Consider the following 24,926-nt stretch of genomic DNA (forward strand, 5'->3'; position numbering starts at 1 on the left):
AGCTCGGTTCCTACCCCGCGTACGGCTGCCACCCAAGTCCGTAGGAAGGCTTTTATGGCAGCTCCTTGAATCTCTCGGAGTATTCCAAAATGGAAAAAGTCATTCTCGAAAGCCACGCTGAAACCATACAAAAACATCTTGATGACGGCGCTGCTACTGATGCGTCAAAGCCGCTTGGTCTTGCCGTTAACATTGCTTTCGAACCACACATTTTTACCCACCATCATCTAAAGCTCCGGGCCTTGCTCCTGCATGACGAAGCCTGGTTCTGCGCCCGTGATATCGGGCATCTGATGGGAATCGAGTGGCATGAACGCAAAGCCATCAAGCTCGATCCGGATCAGCGGCGAGTGCTGAAACTTAAGGGTAGCGGCCGATCTGAAGATCATCTGATGCTCAGCGAATCCGGCGTCTACGCGATGTTGGTCTATCACTACCTGCCGGAGAATCGCCATCTGCGCCAATGGCTGACGCATCAGGTGCTGCCGATGTTGCGCGGCCAGCCGCAGCCGGCGTTGACCCAGGCGCCGAGCCTTGGAATTCTGGAATGGGATGGCGGTGCGTTGAGTCTGCTGCACTGGCGCAAGGAGCCGTGGATTCGTCTGCGTGATATGCCGCAGGTGGTGCCGGTCAGTGGGTGTGGCAGCGTCTGGTAGCTAGCGACCATTTGAAAGCTGAACGCCGCGCTGGGAACAGTGCGGCGTTTTGGTATCCGAGCACCCTAGTTGAGATCTTTAACCAGGCAGTAGTGCACCAACCAGTCTTGCACGTTCTGGACTTGATTCAATATCAGGTGTATGACGGCGACGTCGTTAATGGTGTCGTAGCTGTAGATGACACGGTAGGGGTTGTAATTCAGTTCCCGGTACTGCAAAGCGCCCAGTTCTGCCGCTTGTTGGCAGAGCTGCCCAGATTGAGGGTGATCGCTGAGTCGCCGGTCTATTTTATCTTCAAGATCACCAAAGTATTTTGAAGCGGTCTGAATGCCTACTTTGTCGGCGAGATAAAACTCTTGCGTGTCGATTGAGCTGATGGCCGTGTTAGTGAAAACGATTTTTGTCATTTTCTGGCTCTGCGGGCCCGCATTTCATCAGCTGTCAGGAACTTACCTTCCGAGTATTCGCGGGAGCTGATTGCGAGCAGCTTGACCAGCGCCAATGCCTCGTCTCGACGGACGCGGTCCTCATAGGATTCGATGACGTAAGCGGGCTTTCCATTCTGCGTAACGATCATTGGTTCTTGAAGATCCAGATCGGAGGCATGGGATTTCAGGTAGCTGATTGTCTCGACTCGCATGAGTGGGTGTCTCCATCGCGGCACGAATATTTGCGTTAGATAGTCAGGTTGGGCTCTGGCACGTTGCGCAGTATGACCTGAATTCGGCCTGAATTTGAACCGTTCGTAAGATTTTCTCCCGAATCTATCATCCCTTTGTTTTTCCATTCATGTCCAAATGCCCCAACGGCACCCGCCGCTCAATCGCGCTCGACAGCACAATCGAGGTCTTGCTGAAGCCGAACTGGGCAATCCGATTGATCAGTTGCTCCAGCTCCGCCATGCTTCCCACCGCGGCCTGCAGAATCACGCACGGGTCCCCGGTCACCCGATGGCATTCGGTAATCTGCGGAATCTGCGCCAGGTCGTCATAGACCTGTTGCTTGCCATGCTGGTTGAGCCGCAACTCGATCACGCACTGGATCGGCAAACCGATCTTCGCCAGGTCCACCTTGGCCTGATACCCGGTGATCACCCCACTGCTTTCCAGCTTTGCCACCCGCTCCGCCACCGCCGGCGCGGACAGGTTGACCTTGCGCGCCAGTTCGGCGAACGAGGCACGGCCATTGTCCAGCAGCTCACCCAGGATCAAACGGTCGTATTTATCCATCCACAGGCTCTCTATTGTGCGGGCTTTCGAAACAATGGTCGAAACCCCTGATATCCATGCTTTACAAAGTGTACTGGCCTTATAACACGGTTTTGTAACTTATTATTTTCCAGGCGCCTTTCTAGAATAAGCCTCCCTTGCCCTGCCTGGATCCGCCCCCCATGTCTGCCCCACGCCGTTTCCCGTTACCGCTGATCGGTGCTTTTTTTGCGTTGTATTTCATCTGGGGCTCGACCTACCTGGCCATTCGTATCGGCGTGGAATCCTGGCCACCGTTGATGATGGGCGGCATCCGTTTTGTGATCGCCGGCAGCCTGCTGTTTGCCTATCAACGTCTTCGCGGCGTACCGGCACCGACCTGGCCGCAATGGAAAGCAGCGGCGGCCATCGGCGTGCTGCTGCTCAGCTTCGGCAATGGCGCGGTGACCCTGGCCGAGCATATGGGCGTGGCCTCGGGCGTCGCCGCGCTGACGGTGGCCACGGTGCCGCTGTTCACCTTGCTTTGCGGCTATTTCTGGGGCAACCGCAATACCGGTCTTGAATGGGCCGGCATTGTGCTCGGCCTGATCGGTATCGCCCTGCTGAACATGGGCTCCAACCTGCAAGCCAGCCCGCTCGGTGCCGGCCTGCTGCTGTTGGCCGCCGCGACCTGGGCCTTCGGTTCGGTGTGGAGCAAGCACTTGCCGCTGCCCCAGGGCGGCATGGCCAGCGCGGCGGAAATGCTGGTGGGTGGCGTGGTGTTGCTGATGGCCAGCTTTGTCCGCGGCGAGCGCCTGACCCAGATGCCCTCGACCGACGGCTGGATCGCCATGGCTTACTTGACCGTCTTCGGCTCGATCATCGCCTTCAACGCCTATATGTACCTGTTGAAGCATGTGCGCCCGGCGGCGGCGACAAGCTATGCCTATGTCAACCCGGCTGTGGCGGTGCTGCTGGGCATCCTCTTTGCCGGCGAGCACATCGGCTGGCAGGAGTGCATGGCCATGGGCGTGATCATCAGCGCCGTGGTGTTGATCGGTTTACCGCAGTGGCGCAAGCCGAAAGAGGCCTGACAGGGTAAACTGCCGCGCATTGCTTTACGGCGCTGACACTTTTTCCTACGGTACTTCCATGACATTCGCCACACTCGGCCTGATCGAACCCCTGACGCGGGCCCTGGACACTCTGGGTTACCAGACCCCCACACCGATCCAGGCCCAGGCCATTCCCGCCGTATTGGCCGGTCGCGACCTGATGGCCGCGGCCCAGACCGGTACCGGCAAGACCGCCGGTTTTGCCTTGCCGCTGCTGCAGCTGCTGACTCTGGAAGGGCCGAAGGTCAGCGCCAACTCGGTGCGTTCGCTGATCCTGGTGCCGACCCGGGAGCTGGCCGAGCAGGTGCATGAAAGCGTGCGCCAGTACGCCGAGCACCTGCCGCTGAGCACCTATGCGGTGTACGGCGGCGTCAGCATCAACCCGCAGATGATGAAGCTGCGCAAGGGCGTCGACCTGCTGGTGGCGACCCCGGGTCGTCTGCTCGATCTCTATCGTCAGAACGCTCTCAAGTTCAACCAGTTGCAGACCCTGGTGCTCGACGAAGCCGACCGCATGCTCGACCTCGGTTTCCAGGAGGAGCTGGGCAATATCTACAAAGCCCTGCCGAAAAAGCGCCAGACCCTGCTGTTTTCCGCAACCTTCTCCGATGCCATCCGCCTGCTGGCCGGGCAGATGCTCAACGATCCGCTGAGCATCGAAGTCAGCCCGCGCAACGTGGCGGCCAACACCGTCAAGCAGTGGCTGGTGACGGTGGACAAGAAGCGCAAGCCGGAGCTGTTCGTGCACCTGATGCGCAAGCAGCACTGGAAGCAGGTCCTGGTGTTTGCCAAGACCCGCAATGGCGTCGACCAGTTGGTGGAAAAACTCCAGGGCCTGGGCATCAATGCCGACGGCATCCATGGCGACAAACCACAAGCTACCCGCCAGCGCGCCCTGGACCGCTTCAAGGCGAGCGAGATCCAGATCCTGGTGGCCACCGATGTGGCGGCCCGTGGCCTGGACATCGAGGACCTGCCGCTGGTGGTCAACTTCGACCTGCCTATCGTGGCCGAGGACTACATTCACCGGATCGGTCGTACCGGCCGTGCCGGCGCTACGGGTGAGGCGATTTCCCTGGTCTGCGCCGATGAGGTGAATCTGCTGTCAGCCATCGAGACCCTGACTCGTCAGACTCTGAAGCGTCAGGACGAAGCCGGTTTCGAACCGGATCACCGGGTGCCGGACACCGATGCCTCGGGCAGCGTGATCAAGAAACCGAAGAAGCCGAAAAAACCGAAAGCCTCCGGTGGCAAGCGTAACCTGGGCAAGTGGGTCGACAGCGGCGAGAAGCCGGAAGATGTGGTGCAGTCGATCAAACCGGTGCGCAAGGTGCCGGTGTTCAATACCGGGCCGCGCAAGCGCAAGCCGTAAGGCGAGCATTGATGCCGTGTTGGCTGCAGGGTCAACACGGTCATTGTAGGCTTGCTGGCGATGGCGTCCTTGAAATTGATGCAAGGTCCAAGGGCCTCATCGCCAGCAAGCCGGCTCCTACAGTTGTCCGCGTTATCCTGGGATGAGCTTGTCTCGGGGGCGCTGCCGCAACCACTCCAGCATCCCTTGTCCCGCCACCCGCCCGCTGGCAAAGCAGGCCGTGAGCAGGTAGCCGCCGGTCGGCGCTTCCCAATCAAGCATTTCCCCCGCACAGAACACCCCGGGCAAGGCCTTGAGCATCAATCGCTCGTCCATGACCTCGAACGGTACGCCCCCGGCGCTGCTGATGGCCTCGTCCAGCGGACGCGCCTTGACCAGCGTCAGCGGCAGGGCCTTGATGGCGCTGGCCAGACGCGCCGGGTCGGCAAAGGTCTCGGCATCGGTCAGCTCCCGCAGCAACGCGGCCTTGATTCCGTCGATCCCCAACTGGCTGTGCAGGTGCTTGGCCATGGAACGTGAGCCGCGGGGTTTGGCGAGCGCGGCCTGGACCTTGTCCACAGGCTTGCCGGGCAGTAGGTCGATCTCGATCATTGTCTGGCCTTGCTGGTTGATCTGCTCGCGAATCGGCGCGGACAGCGCGTAGATCAGGCTGCCTTCGATGCCGCTGGCGGTGATCACGCATTCCCCCAGGCGCGGCGTGCCGTGGGGCAGGGCGATGGCGACGTTCTTCAGTGGCGCACCGGCGAACTTGCCGCGCAGAACCTCGCTCCAGGCCGCGACGTCGAAGCCGCAGTTGCTCGGTTGCAAGGGTGCGACCGTCACACCCTGTTGCTCAAGCAGCGGTAACCAGGCCCCGTCGGAGCCCAGTCGCGCCCAGCTGGCGCCGCCCAATGCGAGGAGCGTGGCGTCGGGGCGCAAGGTTTTTTCGCCCTCTGGGCTGTGGATAACCAGGCTGCCGTCGCGCCAGCCCAGCCAGCGATGGCGGGTGTGGATAACTACCCCGGCTTCCCGCAGGCGCTTGAGCCAGGAGCGCAGCAGCGGGGCGGCTTTCATATCGCTGGGGAAAACCCGGCCGGAGCTGCCGACGAACGTAGTTATCCCCAGGCCGTGAATCCATTCGCACAGTGCATCGGCACCAAAAGCTCGGAGCAACGGAGCGATGTGGGGAGCACGTTCGGCGTAGCGGGAGAGAAACGCCGGGTAGGCTTCGGAATGGGTGATGTTCATGCCGCCGACGCCGGCCAGCAGGAACTTGCGCCCGACCGAAGGCATGCCGTCGTAGAGGTCGACCTGGATACCCGCCTGGCTCAGGACCTCGGCGGCCATCAGGCCGGCGGGGCCGCCACCGATAATGGCGACGTGAGGGGCGGTGTCAGGGGTTGGCTGGGTCATGGCGGGCGGCGAATTGGCTGGACGAGCCGGGCATTCTACGTTTTTCCACCGAGGATGTGGTGTACGCGGGCCTTGTAGGAGCGGCCGGTCGACGCTCGATTGGCCTCGAAAGGCCCTCAAATCGCTAAAAGCTTCGCGGGCAAGCCTTGCTCCTACAGGACGGTGGGGGCCTTAGGAGTGATGGTAGATTCAGAATCCCTGTACAAAAAATATACAGTCCTGTACAGCCCTTTCCCCATAAGACCTGCAGCGCATTTCACTCAGGTTATCCACAGGCGGTTCCACAGCCATTGTGGGTAAGCCCAGGCTTCAGTGACAACCTGATGACGCCCAGACCTTCCGCGCGCTGTGGTGCAGGATCCCGTGGCGCCGGGCCAGGGCCTGGCGATCCTTGCTGTAGCCACCGCCGATCACCCCGACCACCGGGATATCCCGGCCCAGGCAATGGCGCAGGACACTTTCATCCCGGGCGGCCACCCCTTCATCGGTCAGTTTCAGGTAACCCAGGGCATCGTCCTTGTGCACATCCACGCCGGCGTCATACAGCACCAGGTCCGGCTGGTAGAGCGGCAGCAGGTAGTTCAACGCGTCATCCACCACCTTGAGGTAGTCACCGTCACCCATGCCCATCGGCAAGGGAATGTCCCAATCGCTGTGGGCCTTGCGCGCCGGGAAGTTTTTCTCGCAGTGCAGGGACACCGTGATGGCGTCCGCGGTGTCTTCGAGGATGCGCGCGGTACCGTCGCCCTGGTGCACGTCGCAGTCGAAGATCAGCACCCGACCCACGCGGCCGCTTTCCAGCAGATAGCTGCTGATGACTGCCAAGTCGTTGAAAATGCAGAAACCCGCCGGGTGATCGTAATGGGCATGGTGGGTGCCGCCCGCCAGGTGGCAGGCCAGACCGTGTTCCAGCGCCTGTTCGGCGGCCAGCAGCGAGCCGCCGACCGCGCGCACGGTGCGCCGCGCCAGGGCCTCGTTCCAGGGCAGGCCAAGGCGGCGCTGGTCTTCGCGGGACAGTTCTCCGGCCATATAGCGTTCGATGTAGCCACGGTCGTGGGCCAGGGCGAGGATATCCACAGGGCAGATGGCCGGGCGCAGCAGATCGGCGTCCCGGGTCAGGCCGCTGTCCACCAGGTGATCACGCAGCAGGCGGAATTTGTCCATGGGAAAGCGATGGTCCGCGGGGAAGTCCGGGCTGTAATCATCGTGGTAGATCAAAGGCAACGGCATGGCGAATTCATGTAGGAAGGAGTGAAGGATCTTATCAGCGCGATACACTGACGAGCAGGGAGTCCGTGTTGAAAGAATCCGGAGAGAGAGTTGATGGGGCCGATACTGGAACTTGAGAGTGCACGCTTGCTGTTGCGCCAGTGGCGCGACGAGGACTTGCCGGAGTTTGCCCGGATGTGTGCCGATCCTCAGGTGATGCGCTATTTTCCGACAGTCCTCAACCGTCTGGAAAGTGCCGCGCTGATCGGTCGGATTCGCGGGCACTTCGCCGAATACGGCTTTGGCCTCTGGGCGCTGGAACGCAAGGACACCGGGGCCTTTATCGGCCTGACCGGGCTGATGCAGGTGAACTTCGAGGCCACCTTCACCCCGGCGGTGGAGATCGCTTGGCGCCTGTCCAGCGAGCACTGGGGCCTGGGCTATGCCAGCGAGGCGGCCTGGACCGCCTTGCGCTGCGGTTTCGAGCGCCTGTCCCTGGACGAGGTCGTGGCCTTTACCAGCGAGAGCAATACGGCGTCGCAGAAGGTCATGCAGGCCATCGGCATGCATTACGACCCGCAGTCGGACTTCGAGCATCCGAAGCTGGCCGACGATCATCCGTTGCGCCGCCACGTGCTCTACCGCATCAACCACGCGCAATGGCTGCGCACCCTGCAAGGATAACCCCGGGGTTGGCCGATCCGCTGCACCGCCGGGAGCGACAAAGGCTGTATCATTCGAGGCCTGTGGCCAGCGTGCCGGCCACACAAGCACGGATGGCTTGATATCGTCGTTAAGTGAACAGTATTGCCCTGTGTGAGGAGCGTTTGAATGAGCCAAGTGCTGGAAGACCTGGTCGACTTGCTGACCCTGGAACCGATTGAAGAAAACCTGTTTCGCGGCCGCAGCCAGGACCTGGGCTTTCGCCAGTTGTTCGGCGGCCAGGTGCTGGGCCAGTCGTTGTCGGCGGCCAGCCAGACGGTCGAGCAAGCGCGGCATGTGCATTCGATGCACGGTTATTTCCTGCGCCCGGGCGATGCCGGCTTGCCGGTGGTCTACTCGGTCGACCGGGTGCGCGACGGCGGCAGCTTCAGCACGCGGCGGGTCACGGCGATCCAGAAGGGCCAGCCGATCTTCACCTGCAGCGCCTCGTTCCAGTACGACGAGGAAGGTTTCGAGCACCAGAGCAGCATGCCCCAGGTCGTCGGGCCGGAGAACCTGGCCACGGAGCTGGAGCTCACCCAGCAACGCGCGCACCTGATTCCCGAACATATGCGTGAAAAACTCCTGTGCCCCAAGCCCATCGAAGTGCGCCCGGTCACCGAGAAGGACCCTTACAACCCGCAGCCGTCGGACCCGGTGAAGTACGTCTGGTTTCGTGCCGATGGGGCACTGGCCGACTCGCCGGCACTGCATAAATACCTGCTGGCCTACGCCTCGGACTTCGGTCTGCTGACCACGTCCTTGCTGCCCCATGGCAAGTCGGTGTGGCAGAAGGATATGCAGGTCGCCAGTCTTGATCATGCCTTGTGGTTCCATGCCGATCTGCGCGCTGACGACTGGTTGCTCTATGCCATGGACAGCCCGTGGGCCGGCAATTCCCGCGGATTTTCCAGGGGGAGCGTGTACAACCGCGCCGGTGTGCTGGTGGCATCGGTGACCCAGGAAGGCTTGATCCGTCATCGCAAGGATTGGGCATGAGTCTGTCCGAGGTACGTCATTGGGTGTTCGATATGGACGGCACCCTGACCGTGGCCGTGCACGATTTCGCCGCGATCCGCGTGGCCCTGTCGATTCCGCCGGAGCACGATATCCTCACGCATCTGGCGGCGTTGCCGGCGGATGAGGCCGCGGCCAAGCATGCCTGGTTGCTGGAGCATGAGCGGGATCTGGCGTTGGGCTCGAAGCCGGCGGTGGGCGCGGTGGAACTGGTGCGTGAGTTGGCCGGGCGCGGTTATCGCCTGGGTATCCTGACGCGCAATGCCCGCGAGTTGGCCCATGTGACACTGGAGGCCATTGGTTTGGCGGACTGTTTTGCCGAGGCCGATGTGCTGGGTCGCGATGAAGCACCGCCCAAGCCGCATCCGGGCGGTTTGTTGAAATTGGCCGAAGCCTGGGACGTGGCGCCGAGCGAGATGGTGATGGTCGGCGACTATCGTTTCGACCTGGATTGCGGGCGGGCGGCGGGGGCTCGGACCATCTTGGTCAACCTGCCGGACAACCCGTGGCCGGAGTTGACCGACTGGCATGCCGAGGATTGCGTGGCGCTTCGGCAGATGCTTTCGGCTTGAGGGCCTCTTCGCGGGCAAGCCCTGCTCCTACAGTTATTTGTCGTCCGCAAAATCTATGCACGACAGAAATTTGTAGGAGCAGGGCTTGTCGGGACGCCGCATCGCCGCGAAGACGTCAGTCCAGGCAACACATCCCTCGCTGCCTGTACCGTAAACCGCTAGCGCTGAAACAACGCCTTCTGCCCCTGCGGCGAAGTCAGCATCCCATCGCCGTTATGCCCAACCCCGGGCACCTCGACCAGCGTCTGCGTGAAGCCTTGCGGATGACGCTGTTGCAGGTAGGTGAAATAGTTATGCCCACGAATCAACCGATACGCCCCCTGGGCCTCCGCGCCACAGCTCTTGTCCAGGGCCGGATGGTTCGGGTCGGTGTCCTGTTGCCCCAGCAGGTAGGTGATATCGCGTTGCACATAACCCTGCTCCAACTGCGCCGGTGATTGCCCCTTGGCGTAGTCCGGCAGGTTCCGCAGGCCATACTTCCAGTCGTTGAACCCCGGGCAACTCGCCGGGCTGAACCCCACCACTGGCCGCTGGGCGTTGAAATAGGCATAGGACGACGGGTTGGCGACCACATAGCGCAGCTTGACGCCGCTCCCCGCCAATTGCGCATCGCCATGCCCTACCAGCGCATAGCGTTGCACCACCTGGCCACCCCCGGAGTGCCCGGCGACGACCACTTCGCGCAGGGCCGGAAACTTCTTCCTGTTGCCCAGGCGCTGGAGCACTTCGTCCAGGGCCGCATAGGAGCTCATCGCCGAAGGCCCGGTCGATTCCGAACCGGCCATCCAGTCATCGCCCTGCCAGCGCAGCAGGTTGCCCGGCAGGTGATTGCTCCGCGCATCGCTGTCATTGAGGAACTGCGGGGCGATGATCAGGGTATTGCGGTCCTGGCCCGCCTGGGCCGCGGCGGTCTCCGCGCTCTGCAGATAGGTCATGGCGTTACGCAGCCGACCGTGGACGATGATCAGCACCCGTTCCACATCCGGCATCGGCCCCTGCCAATCGCGATTGAGCCCGACGCTCAATTCACCGGCCGACAACTTCAAGTGATTGGGGCTGACTTCGAGCCCGTGTTCCTTGGCCTGGGCCTGGGCGCCGATCACGCACATGCCCAACAACAATGACCCACACAGTATTTTTTTCATTCACAGACTCTTGGCGGCGAAGGTATCGCATTGGTTGAGTTGCCCTTGGGCGAAGCCGGTCTTGAACCAGCGCACCCGTTGCGCAGAGGTGCCGTGGGTGAAGGAGTCCGGCACCACGCGTCCCTGACCCTGCTGCTGGAGGCGATCATCACCGATTGCGTTGGCGGCATTCAAGGCTTCTTCGATATCGCCGGGTTCCAGCCATTTCAAGCGTTGCTGCGCGTGATTGGCCCAGACCCCGGCCAGGCAATCGGCTTGCAGTTCCTGGCGGACCAGCAAGCCGTCGGCGCCTTCCATCTTTTGCCCTTGCTGGCGGGCCGCCTGCATCCTGGCGGACACGCCGAGCAGGTTTTGCACGTGATGGCCGACTTCGTGGGCGATCACATAGGCCTGGGCAAAATCCCCGGCGGCCTTGAAGCGTTGGGACATCTCTCGGAAAAAATCCAGGTCCAGGTAGACCTGTTGATCCGCCGGGCAATAGAACGGTCCGGTGGCGGAGGAGGCCAGGCCGCAGGCGGAGGCGACCCGTCCGCGGAACAGCACCAGTGTCGGGTCTTTGTATTGACGACCGGCCTGCTGGAAGATCTGGCCCCAGGTGTCTTCGGTGTCTCCGAGAATGGCCCGGACGAAGTCTGCCTGCTCGTCGTTGGCCGGTGGTGCCTGGCGGGGCTGCTGGGTGGTGGCTAAAGGTTGCTGGCTGAGGTGGTTGCTGAGTTTTCCTAGAATCTGCATGGGGTCCTGGCCCGTGAGCAGACCGATGCCGACGATCAACACGACGGCGCCCAGGCTCAAGCCTTTGCCCCCGCCAAAACGCAGACCGCCACTCCCGGCATTGCCGTCATCGCGAGCATCCACCACGTTGTCGCTGCGCCGTCCTTTTCTCCAGAGCATGTGGGAATCCTCTTGCTGCTGTCGCAATGAGTGTTGCTGCTGAGGCGGGTGAGCGCCAGTCCGGTCGTCAGGCCATACAGATAGAGGCTGGAAACCGGGCATCGCTCACTTACCGCAACCGCGCAGTGCTCGTTGCCTCCCGCGCCATTTGCAACTCCGTCCCTTGCAGCCACCGACCGTAGTATTCCTTTAGTTCTTGCTCCCACCCGATCACCTCGTCCAGCACATGTTCGGCGTGCTCGCGTGAAAGCGCGAAGTGGGTGTGATGGCTGAGCAGGTTCTGGCGGCTGATTTGGGTTCCTTCACGGCCAACGGCCATGGCCAGTGTCTGGGCTGGCCCCTCATCCAGGATCGGTAGCACGTCGTACATCGGGGATAGGCGCCACTGGCCTCCCCTCCAGATGATGGCGTGGTTGCGTGGGTGATCGTCACTGTTACCGACCAGCGCGTTGTAGCACATTCGCTTGAAGAGCTCCTGCAAGTCCTCTTCGGGAACGCCACGGCGGCGCATTTCATCGGCGACTGCCGCATAGCGCCAGTCGTGTTGGGCCATCCATTCAGCGTCCAGCAAGGTAAGGGCACTGAGCATGGGGATGCGACGTCCACCCTCGGCTAGCGGTGTCCGATCGAATCGCTCTACCAGTAACGTAGATGGGGTTTCGGCATGCAAGGCGGTCCTGGCGACATTCAGGCCCTTGGAGGCCGCGAAGGTCATGCACGCATATTCGACGGCGGGTAGGTCGTACTGGTCAAAGCGGTCGCGAGGTTTGGCCAGGATCAACATCCCACGATCCTGCAGAGTCCGCTTGGGGCGGGCGCCACCCAGAGAGGAACGTTGTTGGCGCAGGTTCAGTATCGAGACGGACTCCTGATCCAATTGACTGTTGTATACCGTTTCGCATGCTTCGACGAATTTTGCCAGGCCTCTTAATGTCGGCGCAGGCTCGGTCCCCAGGCCAGAGGCAGGCAAGGTGGTTTTCCCGACCATAAGGTTGCCAATGCGGTCGTTGTTCGGTGACTTGAGCAGGAAGTCGAGGGTTGTCAGTTCCTGGCCGTAGACACGGTGCAGCAGGCGCTCTCCCCAGCCGTCGGGCATGGCGTCGTTGATAAAGCCTGGGATACCACGATTCTTCGTGATGCCGGTATAGGCTTCAGCCCGCAGCGGATAGTTGATCGGGTCAGGTATCCAGCCGTTGCTGGCTACATAGTCGGGCGCATACAGAAACTCACCGACCTTACCCTGGAGCGTCAGCCGACCGAGGGTGATGACTTCGCCCGTCTGCGGGTGCTCCATGTAAATGTAGGCACGGGACATCAGAAATCCTCCGCCTTGGGTTTGGACAGGCGAACACGTTTCGAAGAAAGGCTCGTATGCCTATCCTCACCCGTGGCGTATTTGGTGATTTGCGAGGTGTTTTCGACGCCATCCAATGAACCGAAAATCATCTCGTTGAGGCCCAGGCGCCAGAGCACCAGCATGAAGGACCTGAGGTCGACGAGCTCCGAGCCATTTTCGATTTTGCGCAGCGTATGCTCGGAAATCCCGAGGCTGGATTTGAAGTCTGACTGACGCAGGCCCATATCCAGACGCTTGGCTTTTACGAGAAGCCCGATCTTACTGAGGGTGTCGCCGCAGCCAACAGGAAAAAACGCGTTCATAAAGCGTACCAAGGTGAGTCTTATCTTAGATAAGGCTCACTGTAGCATGTCTTAATTATGTTATTACGATTTATAAAACTCACATGGATGAGTTTTAAATTTTTTAACACTCATTATGATGAGGCTTATGATCTTCTGGTTCCCTGTGTGCTGGTCCGCTCTCGTGCCCCCGCAGGTGCAGCAGCGTGAATGCTTTTGCCGAACGCGCCGACCAGTAATCGGCCCGCCACTTGACGCTTTTTCATCCAGGGAGAATACTCGGTAAAAATTCATATAGATGACTGGATAACTACAAGAATGAATGCCCTTTCCAGCGACGAACGCCTGCCCCTTTATCAACGTCTGCGTGACGAACTGGCCCGGCAAATAGCCAATAACCGCTGGCGCCCGGGCGAGGCGATTCCCACCGAAACGGTGCTGGCCGGCGAGTACCAGCTGTCCATCGGTACCGTGCGCAAGGCCATCGACAAGCTGGTGGAGGAGGGCATTCTCGAACGCCATCAGGGCCGCGGCACCTTTATCCGTCGTCCGCAGTTCCAGTCTTCGCTGTTCCGCTTTTTCCGCTTCCAGACCTTGGCCGGTGAACGCCAGGTCCCCGAAAGCCGAATCCTCAATATCGATTCCCTGCCCGCGCCCTCCGCCGTCAGCCAGGCACTGGGGCTGCCGCCCGAGGCCGAGGTTATCCGTATGGTCCGTCTGCGACTGCTGGAAGGCGCGCCGGTGCTGGCCGAGGAAATCTGGCTGCCCAAGGGGCCGTTCCAGGCGCTGCTGAGCGCCGATCTGGACCAGCAGGGGCCGCTGCTCTATCCGATCTACGAGGAACTGTGCGGCCAGGTCGTCGCCTGTGCCGAGGAAACCCTTACCGCCGAAGCCGTGGGCGAGGTCCATGCGCGGTTGTTGCAGATCGAGGCCAACAGCCCGGTGGTGGTGATCGAGCGACTGGCCCGCGACTACGCCGGCCAGCCCCTGGAGTGGCGGCGCTCCCGTGGCCAGGCCAGCCACTTCCGCTACAGCGTCGAGATTCGCTGAGCCCTGGTCTGCTCCCCGTTCACCTATAAGGATAAGAAATCATGTTCAGTTGGTATCGCGATATCACCTCGAGGGAGCGCAAGACATTCTGGGCCTGCTTTGGCGGCTGGTCCCTGGACGCACTGGAAGTGCAAATGTTCGGCCTGGCGATTCCCGCGCTGATCGCCGCCTTCGCCCTGAGCAAGGGCGATGCCGGGTTGGTCAGCGGCGTGACCCTGATCAGTTCGGCCATCGGTGGCTGGCTCGGCGGCACGCTGTCCGACCGCTATGGCCGGGTCCGAACGCTGCAATGGATGATCCTCTGGTTCTCGTTGTTCACCTTTCTTTCGGCCTTTGTCACCAGCTTCAATCAGTTGCTGATCGTCAAGGCGCTGCAAGGCTTTGGCATCGGCGGCGAGTGGGCGGCGGGCGCGGTGCTGATGGCCGAGACCATCCAGGCCCGGTTCCGCGGCAAGGTCATGGGCGCGGTACAGAGCGCCTGGGCGATCGGCTGGGGCGCCGCGGTCGGGGTGTTTACGCTGATCTATACCTTCGTGCCCGAGGCCATGGCCTGGCGCGTGATGTTCCTCGTGGGCCTGTTGCCGGCGCTGCTGGTGATTTATGTGCGGCGCAGCGTGGTCGAACCCGACAGCGCGCAACGCCAGGCCAAGGCCCAGAGCCGTGGTTTGTTGGCTTCGATGGCGGCGATCTTCCGTCCCGAGTTGCTGCGGGTGACGCTGCTCGGCGGCATCCTCGGTCTGGGGGCGCACGGTGGTTATCACGCGGTGATGACCTGGCTGCCGACCTTCCTCAAGACCGAACGCAACCTTTCGGTGTTGAGTTCTGGCGGCTACCTGGCGGTGATCATCGTGGCGTTCTGGTTCGGCTGTGTGGTCAGCGGTCTGTTGCTGGACCGTATCGGCCGGCGCAAGAACATCATCCTCTTCGCCTTCTGTTGCGTGATCACGGTGCAGTGCTATCTGTTCCTGCCGTTGAGCAATACCCAGATGCTGTTCCTCGGCTTCCCCCTGGGCTTTTTCGCCGCCGGGATCCCGGCCAGCCTGGGATCGTTCTTCAATGAGCTGTATCCGGCGGATGTGCGCGGTGCGGGGGTGGGTTTTTGCTACAACTTCGGTCGTGTGCTGTCGGCGGTGTTTCCGTTCATGGTCGGGCATATGAGCGAGTCGATGTCCCTGGGCTCGGCCATCGGCATCGATGCGGGGATCGCCTACGGTGTGGCGGTGCTGGCCGCGTTGGCGTTGCCGGAAACCAAGGGCCGCAATTTGCAGGAGACTGTGCCGGAAGTCGCGTCGGCCAAGGGCGCAGATGCCCGCCAATTATCCTGAGAGCGCCACGTAACTTGTAGGAGCAGGGCTTGCCCGCGAAGGCGTCCTGACAGGCAACGCCAGGCTCAAGGGCCTCATCGCCACAAGACCTGCGTTCAGACGTGATTCAACTTTATATCGCGCCGCCCTGTGCGGTGCTTCAGCCATAGATGAGTTCCATGCCCGAGACTTGCCCACTGCCGATTCGCGGCATCGATGCCCATGCCCATGTTTTCCAGCGCGGCCTGGGGCTTGCCAGCAGGCGTCGTTATACGCCGGGCTACGACGCTACGCTGGAGACTTACCTGCAACACTTGCAGAACAACTGCTTGAGCCATGGCGTGTTGGTGCAGCCGAGCTTTCTCGGCACCGATAACAGCTATCTGTTGGCGGCCTTGCAACAGGCGCCCGAACAGCTGCGCGGGGTGGTGGTGGTCGAACGCGATATTGGTTTCAGCGAGCTGTCACGGATGGCCGAGCTCGGCGTCAAGGGGGTGCGTTTGAATCTGATGGGGCAGCCGCTACCGGACTTTGCCGAAGCGCCGTGGCAGGTGTTTTTCGGCCATTTGCGCCGCCTCGACTGGCATGTCGAAGTGCACCGTCAACTGGAGGATCTGCCGGCATTGATCGAGCCGCTGCTGGCGTTGGGGTGCAAGGTGGTGGTCGATCATTTCGGCCGGCCCGATGCACGGCTTGGGGCCGGGCAACCGGCTTTTGCCCGTCTGCTTGAACTGGGTGAAAGCCAGCGCTTGTGGATCAAGGTTTCGGGTATTTACCGGCTGGGCGGGACGCCGATGGAAAACCTGCATTTCGCCGAGAAGGCCTTGTCGTTGATGCTGCAAACCCTGGGGCCGGACCGTTTGCTGTGGGGCAGCGATTGGCCGCATACGCAGCATGAGCGGGAAGTGGGTTTCAGCTCGGAGCTTGATCGTCTGCGTCGTCTGGCCTGCGCCGCGCCGTTACGTCAGCATCTGCTGTGCAATACGGCGGCGGAGTTGTTCGGCTTCGTGAAGGACTGAACACGACGATATCTTTGCGTTGGCACCCGATCTGTAGGATCCGGCTTGCTGGCGATAGCGATTTTCCAGGCGACGACGATGTCGCCCATCAGATCGCATCGCCAGCAAGCCGGCTCCTACAGGTGATGTGACGGTCAGCGACGAGTCAGCAACACCCCGGATTCCATATGATGGGTCCAGGGGAATTGATCGAACAGCGCGCAGCGTTCGATGCGGTGGGTATCGTGCAGCTGCGCGATATTCGCCGCCAGGGTTTCCGGGTTGCAGGAGATGTACAGGATATTGTCGAAGCGCCGGGTCAGCTCGCAGGTGTCCGGGTCCATGCCGGCACGCGGTGGGTCGACGAACACGCTGCCGAACTCATAGCTTTTCAGGTCGATGCCGTGCAGGCGACGGAACGGGCGAACCTCGTTCAGTGCTTCGGTCAACTCCTCGGCGGACAGGCGCACCAGGGTGACGCTGTCCACGCCGTTTTCGTCGAGGTTGCTCAAGGCCGCATTCACCGAGGTCTTGCTGATCTCGGTGGCCAGTACCTTGCGCACCCGGGTCGCCAGCGGCAGGGTGAAGTTGCCGTTGCCGCAATACAACTCCAGCAGATCGTCGGAACGCTCGCCCAGGGCTTCATAGGCCCAGTTGAGCATCTTCTGGTTCACCATGCCGTTGGGCTGGGTAAAGGCACCCTCCGGTTGCCGGTAGCTGAAGGTGCGCCCGGCAATCTCGAATTTCTCCACCACGTAGTCGTGGCCGATCACCACGCGCTTGCCCTTGGAACGGCCGATGATGCTGACCCCAAGGTCGGCGGCCAGCTGCTCGGCGGCGGTCTGCCAGTGCTCGTCCAGCGGACGGTGATAGCACAGGGTGATCATCGCATCGCCCGCCAGGGTGGTCAGGAACTCCACCTGGAACAGCTTGTGGCTCAGGGGCGCGCTGGCTTGCCAGGCGGCCTTGAGCTTGGGCATCAGTTCATTGATGCGCAGGCTGGCGATGGGGAATTCCTCGATCAGGATCGGCGTGCGCTTGTCGTCCTGGGAAAACATCGCGTAGTGGCGTTCGCCCGCTTCGCGCCAGAGGCGGAACTCCGCCCGCAGGCGGAAGTGCTGCAAGGGCGAGTCGAACACCCGCGGCTCGGGGGCGTCGAACGGCGCCAGCAGGTCGCGCAAGCGCGCGACCTTGTCTTCGAGCTGAGCGGTGTAGGTGTTGGAGTCAAAAGTCATGCGTTGAACCAGCCCAGCTTGATCACGAACAGTATCGACAGAATCACCAGCGCCGGGTTCAGTTCGCGGGCGCGACCGGACAGCAGCTTGATCGCGGTCCAGGCAATAAAGCCGAACGCGATGCCATTGGCGATGGAATAGGTGAACGGCATGGCCAGGGCGGTGACCACCACGGGGGCGGCTTCGGTGATGTCTTCCCAGTTGATTTCCGCCAGGCCCGAAGCCATCAGCACGGCGACGAACAGCAGCGCCGGTGCGGTGGCGAACGCCGGGACGCTGCCGGCCAGCGGGGCGAAGAACAACGCCAGGAGGAACAGCACGGCTACCACCACGGCGGTCAGGCCGGTACGGCCGCCGGCACTGACGCCCGCCGCCGATTCAATGTAGCTGGTGGTGGTCGAGGTACCCAGCAGCGAGCCGGCCATGGCGGCGGTGCTGTCGGCGATCAGCGCGCGACCCATTTTCGGCATGTGGCCGTCCTTGCCCATCAGCCCGGCGCGCTTGGCGACGCCGATCAGGGTCCCGGAGTTGTCGAACAGGTCGACGAACAGGAAGGCGAAGATCACGCTGACCAGGCCGATGTCCAGGGCGCCCTTGATGTCCAGCTGCAGGAAGGTCGGGGCCAGCGATGGCGGTGCCGAGACGATCCCGCCGAACGGGCTGAAGCCCATCAGGATCGAGACGATGGTCACGCCGAGGATGCCGATCAGCACCGCGCCACGGACTTTCAGGGCATCCAGGGCGACGATGGCGGCGAAGCCCAGGGTCGCGAGGATCGGTGCCGGCTGCTTGAGGTCACCTAGGCCGACCATGGTCGCCGGGTTGCTCACCACGATGCCGGCGTTGTGCAGGGCGATCAGCGCCAGGAACAGGCCGATACCGGCGGCAATCGCCGAACGCAGCGGCAGCGGGATGCTGTTGATGATCCATTCGCGGATGCGGAAGATCGACAGCACGAAGAAGCACACCGCCGAGATGAACACCGCCCCCAGCGCGACTTGCCAGGTATGGCCCATGTGCAGGACCACGGTGTAGGTGAAGAAGGCGTTCAGGCCCATGCCCGGTGCGAGGGCGATCGGGTAGTTGGCGATCAGGCCCATGACCGTCGAGCCGAAGGCCGCGGCCAGGCAGGTGGCGACAAACACCGCGCCCTTGTCCATGCCCGTTTCGCCGAGGATGCTCGGGTTGACGAACAGAATGTAGGCCATGGCCAGGAAGGTGGTGACGCCCGCGAGTATCTCGGTGCGTACATTGGTGTTGTGTGCCTTGAGTTGAAACAGCCTTTCCAGCATCTCTGCTCCCCCGTGGCGCACTCGGCGCCGTGAATGAATCGATCCCCAAACAGCCAAGCACAGACTCTAGCGGCCTGATGAGCTTCTGTCTGTGGAAAAAAGCCGCGCATCATACCAGTGGTTTGTGCCGGTTGGCTGCGCGTTGCAAGCAAGATGCCAGGACATGGGCAAAAAATTTGTCCTGGTGCGGGGCATCGGTGTCGTCGCCGAGTCCATCAGGCATACTGCTGGCTCCTTTCGGAGGGATTTATGAGCAGTCGAGTGAAGAGTCTGGTCCTGGGTATGGGCCTGGTGATGGCCAGTACAGTGCTGACGGCGTCTGCCGCGCCGGCCCAGGCGCTGATCGGCGTCGGCCTCTATACGGTGGTGTCCAAGGGCTGTGTCGAGGACGTATCCGACGGTCGCACGCAAACCCAATGCGCCCATCGCGGGCCGATCACCGTGACAGTGGTGGAGTCGGGTTATGGGCACGGCCTGCTGGCCTTTCTCAACGGTGTCCCCCTGACATACGCCACGCGCAGTTCACTCTGTGAATTCCAACGGCCATTCGCACCTTGTACCAGTGGCAAGGTGGTGGGTTACAAATTCACCTATGTGTTTGAGCTGGACAGCCAGCAGGTCGGCACTTTCGTCGTCGCCGATCGTTCGCTGACGGCGCCGGTGCGGACCCTGGGGGCGGAAATTCAAATCGCCGCCTACTAAGCGACTTTCGCAGGCTCGGCCGCTTGTGCCGGTTGACCCGGGGCTTCGTGCATACGGTCGCGTCGGGCCAGGGTCGGAAACAGTTTCATCCAGCTCCCGGTGATCACCAGGGTGCCGATGCCGCCCATCACCACGGCGGGCACGGTGCCGAACCAGTTGGCCGTCAATCCTGACTCGAATTCGCCGAGCTGGTTGGAGGCGCCGATAAACAACCCGTTCACGGCGCTGACCCGGCCGCGCATCTCGTCCGGGGTTTCCAGCTGCACGAAGGACGCACGGATCACCATGCTGATCATGTCCGCCGCGCCCAGCACCACCAGCACCGCCAGGGAGAACCAGAACGAGGTCGACAGGCCGAAGGCGATGGTTGCCACGCCGAACACGCCGACGGCGGTGAACATGATCCGCCCGACCTTGCGCTCCACCGGGAAGCGCGCCAGCCACAGCGACATCAGCAGGGCGCCCACCGCCGGGGCCGAGCGCAACAGGCCCAGGCCCCAGGCGCCGGTCAGCAGGATGTCCTTGGCGAATACCGGCAGCAGGGCCGTGGCACCGCCCAGCAGCACGGCGAACAGGTCCAGGGAAATCGCCCCGAGAATGTCCGGGCGACTGCGGATAAACCGAATCCCCGCCAACAGCGAATGCAGGGTGGCCTTGCCCTTGTTCAGGGCGGTCTGCCGCGCCGGCAGGTTGAGCATCAGCAGGCAGGCGATCGCATACAGGGCCACGGTGGGCCCATAGACCCAGACACTGCCCAGGGCATAGAGCAAACCACCGAGGGCCGGGGCGACGATGGTCGCCAGTTGCTGGGCCGACTGCGCGGCGGCCACGGCGCGCGGGAACAGCGCCGCCGGGACGATGGACGGCAACAGCGCCTGGGTGGTGGGCATTTCGAAAGAGCGCGCCGCCCCCAGCAGGAACGCCAGGATAAAGATCATTTCCCGGGTCACGTGGTGGGTCGCGCTGCCGACGGCCAGGCTCAGGGCGATCAGCGCCTGCAACGACTGGCACAGCGCCGAGACGTAGCGCCGGTCGTAGCGGTCGGCGACATGGCCGGTGTGCAGCATGAACAGCAGCCGCGGGGCAAACTGCACCAGACCCGCCAGGCCCAGGTCCAAGACATTGCCGGTCAGTTGGTAGAGGTTCCAGCCGATGGCCACGGTGAGCATCTGGAAGCCGCTGGCGGTAAAGATCCGTGCCAGCCAGAAAGCCAGGAACGGACGGTGGTGGCGCAACAGCAACGGCGTGGTGTCGGGCATCGGGGGCTCGGTCGGGCATGGGAAAAGCAGAGGTTATCATTTGGGTGTAACAAGAAGTTGCCAGATTGCACGGGTTTTTTGCGGATCAGAAGGGCATCTGAGCTGAGACAACCTGTCACGCGGCAAAAGACCACGCAGGCAGCTCGTCGGAATGGGACTACTCTTTCAACGTTGATTGATCCGGATCAATACCTGACAGAGGAAGCATTATGTTCGGTTTGGAGGCGCTCGATCTCGCCCGAATCCAATTCGCGTTTACCATCTCCTTCCATATCCTGTTCCCGGCGATCACCATCGGCCTGGCGAGTTACCTGGCGGTACTCGAAGGCTTGTGGCTGAAGACGCACAACGATACCTACCGCGATCTGTACCATTTCTGGTCGAAGATCTTTGCCGTCAACTTCGGCATGGGCGTGGTCTCCGGGTTGGTCATGGCCTATCAGTTCGGGACCAACTGGAGTCGCTTCTCCGACTTCGCCGGTGCGGTCACCGGGCCGTTGCTGACCTATGAAGTGCTCACGGCGTTCTTCCTCGAAGCCGGTTTCCTCGGCGTGATGCTGTTCGGTTGGAACCGCGTCGGACGGGGCCTGCATTTCTTCTCCACGGTGATGGTGGCCATCGGGACGCTGGTCTCGACCTTCTGGATTCTCTCGTCCAACAGCTGGATGCAGACGCCCCAGGGCTACGAAATCATCGACGGCCGGGTGATCCCGGTGGACTGGTTTGCGGTGGTGTTCAACCCGTCCTTCCCTTATCGGTTGATGCACATGGCCACGGCGGCCTTTGTCGCGACAGCGTTTTTCGTCGGCTCGTCGGCGGCCTGGCACCTGTTGCGCGGGCGCGATAATCCGGCGATCCGCACCATGCTCTCGATGGCCATGTGGATGGCGCTGATCGTCGCGCCGATCCAGGCGGTGATCGGTGACTTCCACGGTCTCAACACCCTCAAGCACCAGCCGGCGAAGATTGCCGCCATCGAAGGCCACTGGGAAAACGTCGGCAACGAGCCGACCCCGCTGATCCTCTTTGGCCTGCCGGACATGAAGGCCGAGAAGACCCGTTTCGCCGTGGAGATTCCCTACCTGGGCAGCCTGATCCTGACCCACAGCCTGGACAAACAGGTGCCGGCCCTCAAGGAGTTCCCGCCGGAGGACCGGCCGAATTCGACCATTGTGTTCTGGTCGTTCCGGGTCATGGTCGGCCTGGGTTTCCTGATGATCTTCACCGGGCTCTGGAGCCTGTGGCTGCGCAAGCGTGATCACCTCTACAGCAACCGTACCTTCCTGTACCTGGCGCTGTGGATGGGCCCTTCGGGCCTGATCGCGATCCTGGCCGGCTGGTTCACCACGGAGATCGGTCGTCAGCCCTGGGTGGTCTACGGCCTGATGCGCACGGCGGATGCTTCGTCCGGGCACACCTTGGTGCAAATGAGCATCACCCTGGCGCTGTTCGTCGTGGTCTATTTCTCGCTGTTCGGTGCCGGCCTGGGCTACATGATGCGCCTGGTGCGCAAAGGGCCGAAAACCAACGAAGGGGCCGAGTCGAGCCACGGTGGTCCCGGCCAGCAACGTACGCCGGCCCGTCCGCTCTCCGCCGCCGATGATGGCGCCGAAGATGCTCACCACCTGAACAAGGGGAACTGAGTCATGGGTATTGATCTTCCGCTGATCTGGGCCGTGATCATCATCTTCGGCATCATGATGTACGTGGTCATGGATGGGTTCGACCTGGGGATCGGCATTCTCTTCCCCTTCATCAAGGACGACCGTGACCGCGATGTGATGATGAACACCGTCGCGCCGGTCTGGGACGGCAACGAAACCTGGCTGGTGCTCGGTGGCGCGGCCTTGTTCGGCGCGTTTCCGCTGGCCTATTCGGTGGTGCTGTCGGCGCTCTACCTGCCATTGATCCTGATGCTGATCGGGCTGATCTTTCGTGGCGTGGCCTTTGAGTTCCGCTTCAAGGCCAAGGAGCACAAGCGGCATATCTGGGACAAGGCGTTTATCGGTGGTTCACTGACCGCGACCTTTTTCCAGGGCGTGGCGCTGGGGGCTTTCATCGATGGTATTCCGGTGGTCAATCGCCAGTTCGCCGGCGGCTCGCTGGACTGGTTGACACCCTTCACGCTGTTCTGTGGCGTGGCGCTGGTGGTGGCCTATGCCTTGCTCGGCTGCACCTGGCTGATCATGAAGACCGAGGGCAAGTTGCAGGAGCAGATGCATGACCTGGCGCGGCCCCTGGCCTATGTGGTGTTGGCGGTGATCGGGGTGGTCAGTCTCTGGACGCCCCTGGCCCATGCCGAGATCGCCGCGCGCTGGTTTACCTTGCCGAACCTGTTCTGGTTCCTGCCGGTGCCGATCCTGGTGCTGGTGACGCTGTACGGCTTGCTCCGGGCGGTGGCACGTAACGCCCACTACACGCCGTTCCTGCTGACCCTGGCGCTGATTTTCCTCGGCTACAGCGGCTTGGGCATCAGTCTGTGGCCGAATATCGTGCCGCCGTCGATCTCGATCTGGGACGCCGCCGCGCCGCCGCAAAGCCAGGGCTTCATGCTGGTGGGGACGCTGTTCATCATCCCGTTCATCCTGGGCTACACCTTCTGGAGCTACTACGTGTTCCGCGGCAAGGTGACCCACGAGGATGGTTATCACTAGGGGAGTGTGCCCGCTCCGTGCAGGAGTGGGCTCGTTCGCGATGGCGTCCTGTGGAACGTCAGCGGATTTGAGAGACGAGGATTGGGTTTATGACAGGCAAACCTTCTTTGCATGAGATCGAGGCGGCTGAGAAGAAACCGCTCTGGCAACGTATTGGCTGGCTGGTGATTATCTGGACGGGGAGCGTGCTTTCGCTCTTCGTGGTTGCCAGCCTGATGCGGCTGTTCATGAAGGCGGCGGGGATGACCACGCACTAGCCAACCTTTTTGGCGGTCTTGAGGGCCCTTTCGCGGGCAAGCCCTGCTCCTACAGTACGGTGCCGAACACAGACTCTGCGTACGACATCAAACTGTAGGAGCAGGGCTTGCCCGCGAAGCTTTTGACGTTCGGTTACTTGCGCGCCTTGAGAATCACGAACTTGGGCGTCGCCGCCACTTGTTCGACGCCCCGGAACAACCGCGCCAGCTTGCTGTGATAACCCAGGTGGCGGTTGCCGACGATATACAGCGCGCCGCCCACCACCAGGGCTTCACGGGCCTGCTGGAACATCCGCCAGGCGAGGAAGTCACCGACCACCTGCTGCTGGTGGAAGGGCGGGTTGCACAACACCACGTCCAGCGATTGCGGCGCTTGTCCCGCCAGGCCGTCGCCAGCCCGTATCACTGCCTCGCGCTCGCCCAACGTTGCCCGCCAGTTTTCCCGCGCCGACTGCACGGCCATGAACGACTCATCCACCAGGGTGTACTGGGCCTGGGGGTTTTGCAGGGCGCTGGCGATCGCCAATACCCCGTTGCCGCAGCCCAGGTCCGCGACCTGCGCGCTACCCAGGTTGCCCGGCAGATGGGGCAGGAAGGCCCGGGTGCCGATGTCCAGGCCTTCGCGGCAGAACACATTGGCGTGGTTGAGCAGCTCGATGGCCGGTTCGTCGAGCCGGTAGCGCGTCGGGTAGGGCGATATGGCCGGCTCCCGGGCCTCGGGCGTGGCGATCAGCAAGCGGGCCTTCTTCACCGCCAGGGACGCCTGCACCGGGCCGATATAACGCTCCAGCAGATCGCCGGCGGCCCTGGGCAGGTGCTTGATCATGGCGCCGGCGATCACCTGGGCGCCCGGGGCCAGCTGGCCTTGCAGGCGAATCAGCTGTTCTTCCAGCAGCGCGAGGGTCTTCGGCACCCGGATCAACACCCGGTCGAAGGGCCCGGCCCAGGTCTCGCTGGCGGGGATATGCGGCACCGCGTCGAAGGCCTGGCCGTTACGCACCAGGTTCTTTTCCAGCGCCAGGGCACCGAGGAACGAGTCGCCGCTGCTGGTCACCCGCACCTGTCCGGCCAGGCTGCTGGCCAGGGCGCCGAAGCTGTCGTTGAGTACCAGCACCCGGGTCTCGGCCGACACGCCTTGCTCGGCCAGATGCGCGAGCAGGTACTCATCCGCGGCATCGAAGGCTTGCAGGGGCTCGTTCTGTTGTTCGGGCTGGCGGATCAGGTCGAGTCGGGCAAACGGGCTTTCTAGCAGGGGCATGGAGGGCTCTGGAGCGTCGAT

The 24,926-nt window shown here is 62.2% G+C and carries 26 protein-coding genes; 13 read left to right on the top strand and 13 right to left on the bottom strand.

All coding sequences use genetic code 11. The features are described from left to right. Positions 1-89 precede the first annotated feature (89 nt). Positions 90-656: a BRO-N domain-containing protein gene (locus tag HX830_RS05925; RefSeq protein ID WP_177099288.1), complete on the top strand. Its 567-nt coding sequence runs from the start codon at positions 90-92 to the stop codon at positions 654-656. 65 nt (positions 657-721) lie between these two features. Here HX830_RS05925 and HX830_RS05930 read toward each other — a convergent pair whose 3' ends face one another. The 3 genes from HX830_RS05930 to HX830_RS05940 form a co-directional block, all read right to left on the bottom strand. After that, a complete protein-coding gene (locus HX830_RS05930; protein ID WP_100941492.1) occupies positions 722-1,063 on the bottom strand; it encodes a type II toxin-antitoxin system RelE/ParE family toxin in 342 nt (113 codons plus the stop codon). Next, complete coding sequence (locus tag HX830_RS05935; protein ID WP_100941491.1) at positions 1,060-1,296, bottom strand: type II toxin-antitoxin system Phd/YefM family antitoxin; 237 nt, start codon at positions 1,294-1,296, stop codon at positions 1,060-1,062. The genes HX830_RS05930 and HX830_RS05935 overlap by 4 nt, the downstream gene beginning before the upstream one ends. Positions 1,297-1,423: 127 nt before the next feature. Next, positions 1,424-1,885, bottom strand: a complete 462-nt coding sequence (locus HX830_RS05940; protein WP_177099289.1) for an Lrp/AsnC family transcriptional regulator — start codon at positions 1,883-1,885, stop codon at positions 1,424-1,426. A gap of 161 nt (positions 1,886-2,046) precedes the next feature. Here HX830_RS05940 and yedA point away from each other — a divergent pair, with 161 nt between their 5' ends. Then, positions 2,047-2,937, top strand: a complete 891-nt coding sequence (gene yedA / locus HX830_RS05945; protein WP_152741758.1) for a drug/metabolite exporter YedA — start codon at positions 2,047-2,049, stop codon at positions 2,935-2,937. Between the two features lie 58 nt (positions 2,938-2,995). Then, complete coding sequence (locus HX830_RS05950; protein ID WP_177099290.1) at positions 2,996-4,330, top strand: DEAD/DEAH box helicase; 1,335 nt, start codon at positions 2,996-2,998, stop codon at positions 4,328-4,330. Positions 4,331-4,462: 132 nt separating this feature from the next. Here the strand turns inward: HX830_RS05950 and HX830_RS05955 are convergent, their stop codons facing one another. Continuing rightward, on the bottom strand, positions 4,463-5,722 hold the full coding sequence (locus HX830_RS05955; RefSeq protein WP_177099291.1) for a TIGR03862 family flavoprotein: 1,260 nt from the start codon (positions 5,720-5,722) through the stop codon (positions 4,463-4,465). A 309-nt stretch (positions 5,723-6,031) separates the two neighbouring features. After that, positions 6,032-6,952 (bottom strand): histone deacetylase family protein, encoded by a 921-nt coding sequence (locus tag HX830_RS05960; protein ID WP_177099292.1) that lies wholly within the window; start codon positions 6,950-6,952, stop codon positions 6,032-6,034. A 93-nt stretch (positions 6,953-7,045) separates the two neighbouring features. Here HX830_RS05960 and HX830_RS05965 point away from each other — a divergent pair, with 93 nt between their 5' ends. The 3 genes from HX830_RS05965 to HX830_RS05975 all read left to right on the top strand — a co-directional run bounded on the left by HX830_RS05965 (position 7,046) and on the right by HX830_RS05975 (position 9,222). Next, a complete protein-coding gene (locus HX830_RS05965; RefSeq protein ID WP_103495852.1) occupies positions 7,046-7,615 on the top strand; it encodes a GNAT family N-acetyltransferase in 570 nt (189 codons plus the stop codon). Between the two features lie 147 nt (positions 7,616-7,762). Next, positions 7,763-8,632: an acyl-CoA thioesterase II gene (tesB, locus tag HX830_RS05970; protein WP_103495853.1), complete on the top strand. Its 870-nt coding sequence runs from the start codon at positions 7,763-7,765 to the stop codon at positions 8,630-8,632. Continuing rightward, positions 8,629-9,222, top strand: coding sequence for an HAD family hydrolase (locus tag HX830_RS05975; RefSeq protein WP_177099293.1), 594 nt, complete (start codon positions 8,629-8,631; stop codon positions 9,220-9,222). Before tesB ends, HX830_RS05975 begins: the two co-directional genes overlap by 4 nt. Before the next feature lie 158 nt (positions 9,223-9,380). Here the strand turns inward: HX830_RS05975 and HX830_RS05980 are convergent, their stop codons facing one another. The 4 genes from HX830_RS05980 to HX830_RS05995 all read right to left on the bottom strand — a co-directional run bounded on the left by HX830_RS05980 (position 9,381) and on the right by HX830_RS05995 (position 12,917). Next, complete coding sequence (locus HX830_RS05980; protein WP_177099294.1) at positions 9,381-10,367, bottom strand: alpha/beta fold hydrolase; 987 nt, start codon at positions 10,365-10,367, stop codon at positions 9,381-9,383. After that, the gene (gene ypfJ / locus HX830_RS05985; protein ID WP_177099295.1) at positions 10,368-11,258 is read right to left on the bottom strand and encodes a KPN_02809 family neutral zinc metallopeptidase; all 891 of its coding nucleotides are present in this window, start codon (positions 11,256-11,258) and stop codon (positions 10,368-10,370) included. It lies immediately after the preceding gene. A 109-nt stretch (positions 11,259-11,367) separates the two neighbouring features. Continuing rightward, positions 11,368-12,573 carry a type II toxin-antitoxin system HipA family toxin gene (locus HX830_RS05990; protein ID WP_177099296.1) on the bottom strand — a complete coding sequence of 402 codons (1,206 nt, stop codon included), beginning with the start codon at positions 12,571-12,573 and terminating at the stop codon, positions 11,368-11,370. Then, positions 12,573-12,917 carry a transcriptional regulator gene (locus tag HX830_RS05995; RefSeq protein ID WP_100941579.1) on the bottom strand — a complete coding sequence of 115 codons (345 nt, stop codon included), beginning with the start codon at positions 12,915-12,917 and terminating at the stop codon, positions 12,573-12,575. Before HX830_RS05995 ends, HX830_RS05990 begins: the two co-directional genes overlap by 1 nt. 297 nt (positions 12,918-13,214) lie before the next feature. On the opposite strand from HX830_RS05995, the gene HX830_RS06000 reads away from it, so the two are divergent. The 3 genes from HX830_RS06000 (at position 13,215) to HX830_RS06010 (ending at position 16,269) form a co-directional block, all read left to right on the top strand. Continuing rightward, on the top strand, positions 13,215-13,946 hold the full coding sequence (locus tag HX830_RS06000) for a GntR family transcriptional regulator (RefSeq protein WP_103495857.1): 732 nt from the start codon (positions 13,215-13,217) through the stop codon (positions 13,944-13,946). 41 nt (positions 13,947-13,987) lie between these two features. Then, a complete protein-coding gene (locus HX830_RS06005) occupies positions 13,988-15,271 on the top strand; it encodes an MFS transporter (RefSeq protein ID WP_177099298.1) in 1,284 nt (427 codons plus the stop codon). A gap of 149 nt (positions 15,272-15,420) precedes the next feature. Further along, positions 15,421-16,269: an amidohydrolase family protein gene (locus HX830_RS06010; protein WP_371317475.1), complete on the top strand. Its 849-nt coding sequence runs from the start codon at positions 15,421-15,423 to the stop codon at positions 16,267-16,269. 134 nt (positions 16,270-16,403) lie between these two features. On the opposite strand, the gene trmA is transcribed toward HX830_RS06010, so the two are convergent. Together trmA and HX830_RS06020 are read right to left on the bottom strand one after the other, a co-directional pair. Continuing rightward, positions 16,404-17,483 (bottom strand): tRNA (uridine(54)-C5)-methyltransferase TrmA, encoded by a 1,080-nt coding sequence (trmA, locus tag HX830_RS06015; RefSeq protein ID WP_177099302.1) that lies wholly within the window; start codon positions 17,481-17,483, stop codon positions 16,404-16,406. After that, complete coding sequence (locus HX830_RS06020) at positions 17,480-18,775, bottom strand: NCS2 family permease (protein ID WP_177099304.1); 1,296 nt, start codon at positions 18,773-18,775, stop codon at positions 17,480-17,482. Before HX830_RS06020 ends, trmA begins: the two co-directional genes overlap by 4 nt. Before the next feature lie 249 nt (positions 18,776-19,024). Between HX830_RS06020 and HX830_RS06025 the strand changes: the two genes are divergently transcribed. After that, positions 19,025-19,477, top strand: a complete 453-nt coding sequence (locus HX830_RS06025; protein ID WP_103495862.1) for a DUF4879 domain-containing protein — start codon at positions 19,025-19,027, stop codon at positions 19,475-19,477. Here the strand turns inward: HX830_RS06025 and HX830_RS06030 are convergent. Continuing rightward, a complete protein-coding gene (locus HX830_RS06030) occupies positions 19,474-20,736 on the bottom strand; it encodes an MFS transporter (RefSeq protein ID WP_152741764.1) in 1,263 nt (420 codons plus the stop codon). The two genes, HX830_RS06025 and HX830_RS06030, sit on opposite strands and share 4 nt — an antisense overlap. Positions 20,737-20,945: 209 nt before the next feature. Between HX830_RS06030 and HX830_RS06035 the strand changes: the two genes are divergently transcribed. The 3 genes from HX830_RS06035 to HX830_RS06045 all read left to right on the top strand — a co-directional run bounded on the left by HX830_RS06035 (position 20,946) and on the right by HX830_RS06045 (position 23,647). Further along, positions 20,946-22,379, top strand: a complete 1,434-nt coding sequence (locus HX830_RS06035) for a cytochrome ubiquinol oxidase subunit I (RefSeq protein ID WP_177099306.1) — start codon at positions 20,946-20,948, stop codon at positions 22,377-22,379. Between the two features lie 3 nt (positions 22,380-22,382). Continuing rightward, positions 22,383-23,390, top strand: a complete 1,008-nt coding sequence (cydB, locus tag HX830_RS06040; protein ID WP_100941470.1) for a cytochrome d ubiquinol oxidase subunit II — start codon at positions 22,383-22,385, stop codon at positions 23,388-23,390. 89 nt (positions 23,391-23,479) lie between these two features. Next, entirely contained in the window at positions 23,480-23,647 is a 168-nt protein-coding gene (locus HX830_RS06045; RefSeq protein WP_177099308.1) for a DUF2474 domain-containing protein, read from the top strand. Positions 23,648-23,780: 133 nt separating this feature from the next. On the opposite strand, the gene HX830_RS06050 is transcribed toward HX830_RS06045, so the two are convergent. Beyond that, entirely contained in the window at positions 23,781-24,905 is a 1,125-nt protein-coding gene (locus HX830_RS06050) for a methyltransferase (protein ID WP_177099310.1), read from the bottom strand. Positions 24,906-24,926 lie beyond the last annotated feature (21 nt).

Source organism: Pseudomonas gingeri (assembly GCF_013385425.1).
GTDB classification, from domain to species: Bacteria; Pseudomonadota; Gammaproteobacteria; order Pseudomonadales; family Pseudomonadaceae; genus Aquipseudomonas; species Aquipseudomonas gingeri_D.

Bases quoted from the DNA above. Each gene is read 5' to 3' on its own strand.
- HX830_RS06045 (WP_177099308.1), top strand. From the start codon at position 23,480: ATGACAGGCAAACCTTCTTTGCATGAGATCGAGGCGGCTGAGAAGAAA.
- HX830_RS05990 (WP_177099296.1), bottom strand. From the start codon at position 12,573: ATGTCCCGTGCCTACATTTACATGGAGCACCCGCAGACGGGCGAAGTC.
- HX830_RS06005 (WP_177099298.1), top strand. From the start codon at position 13,988: ATGTTCAGTTGGTATCGCGATATCACCTCGAGGGAGCGCAAGACATTC.
- HX830_RS05925 (WP_177099288.1), top strand. From the start codon at position 90: ATGGAAAAAGTCATTCTCGAAAGCCACGCTGAAACCATACAAAAACAT.
- HX830_RS06000 (WP_103495857.1), top strand. From the start codon at position 13,215: ATGAATGCCCTTTCCAGCGACGAACGCCTGCCCCTTTATCAACGTCTG.
- HX830_RS05995 (WP_100941579.1), bottom strand. From the start codon at position 12,917: ATGAACGCGTTTTTTCCTGTTGGCTGCGGCGACACCCTCAGTAAGATC.
- HX830_RS06035 (WP_177099306.1), top strand. From the start codon at position 20,946: ATGTTCGGTTTGGAGGCGCTCGATCTCGCCCGAATCCAATTCGCGTTT.
- HX830_RS06030 (WP_152741764.1), bottom strand. From the start codon at position 20,736: ATGCCCGACACCACGCCGTTGCTGTTGCGCCACCACCGTCCGTTCCTG.
- ypfJ (WP_177099295.1), bottom strand. From the start codon at position 11,258: ATGCTCTGGAGAAAAGGACGGCGCAGCGACAACGTGGTGGATGCTCGC.
- HX830_RS06020 (WP_177099304.1), bottom strand. From the start codon at position 18,775: ATGCTGGAAAGGCTGTTTCAACTCAAGGCACACAACACCAATGTACGC.
- HX830_RS05960 (WP_177099292.1), bottom strand. From the start codon at position 6,952: ATGCCGTTGCCTTTGATCTACCACGATGATTACAGCCCGGACTTCCCC.
- HX830_RS05950 (WP_177099290.1), top strand. From the start codon at position 2,996: ATGACATTCGCCACACTCGGCCTGATCGAACCCCTGACGCGGGCCCTG.
- HX830_RS05930 (WP_100941492.1), bottom strand. From the start codon at position 1,063: ATGACAAAAATCGTTTTCACTAACACGGCCATCAGCTCAATCGACACG.
- HX830_RS05940 (WP_177099289.1), bottom strand. From the start codon at position 1,885: ATGGATAAATACGACCGTTTGATCCTGGGTGAGCTGCTGGACAATGGC.
- yedA (WP_152741758.1), top strand. From the start codon at position 2,047: ATGTCTGCCCCACGCCGTTTCCCGTTACCGCTGATCGGTGCTTTTTTT.
- HX830_RS05935 (WP_100941491.1), bottom strand. From the start codon at position 1,296: ATGCGAGTCGAGACAATCAGCTACCTGAAATCCCATGCCTCCGATCTG.
- HX830_RS05965 (WP_103495852.1), top strand. From the start codon at position 7,046: ATGGGGCCGATACTGGAACTTGAGAGTGCACGCTTGCTGTTGCGCCAG.
- HX830_RS06025 (WP_103495862.1), top strand. From the start codon at position 19,025: ATGAGCAGTCGAGTGAAGAGTCTGGTCCTGGGTATGGGCCTGGTGATG.
- tesB (WP_103495853.1), top strand. From the start codon at position 7,763: ATGAGCCAAGTGCTGGAAGACCTGGTCGACTTGCTGACCCTGGAACCG.
- HX830_RS05980 (WP_177099294.1), bottom strand. From the start codon at position 10,367: ATGAAAAAAATACTGTGTGGGTCATTGTTGTTGGGCATGTGCGTGATC.
- trmA (WP_177099302.1), bottom strand. From the start codon at position 17,483: ATGACTTTTGACTCCAACACCTACACCGCTCAGCTCGAAGACAAGGTC.
- cydB (WP_100941470.1), top strand. From the start codon at position 22,383: ATGGGTATTGATCTTCCGCTGATCTGGGCCGTGATCATCATCTTCGGC.
- HX830_RS06010 (WP_371317475.1), top strand. From the start codon at position 15,421: ATGAGTTCCATGCCCGAGACTTGCCCACTGCCGATTCGCGGCATCGAT.
- HX830_RS06050 (WP_177099310.1), bottom strand. From the start codon at position 24,905: ATGCCCCTGCTAGAAAGCCCGTTTGCCCGACTCGACCTGATCCGCCAG.
- HX830_RS05955 (WP_177099291.1), bottom strand. From the start codon at position 5,722: ATGACCCAGCCAACCCCTGACACCGCCCCTCACGTCGCCATTATCGGT.
- HX830_RS05975 (WP_177099293.1), top strand. From the start codon at position 8,629: ATGAGTCTGTCCGAGGTACGTCATTGGGTGTTCGATATGGACGGCACC.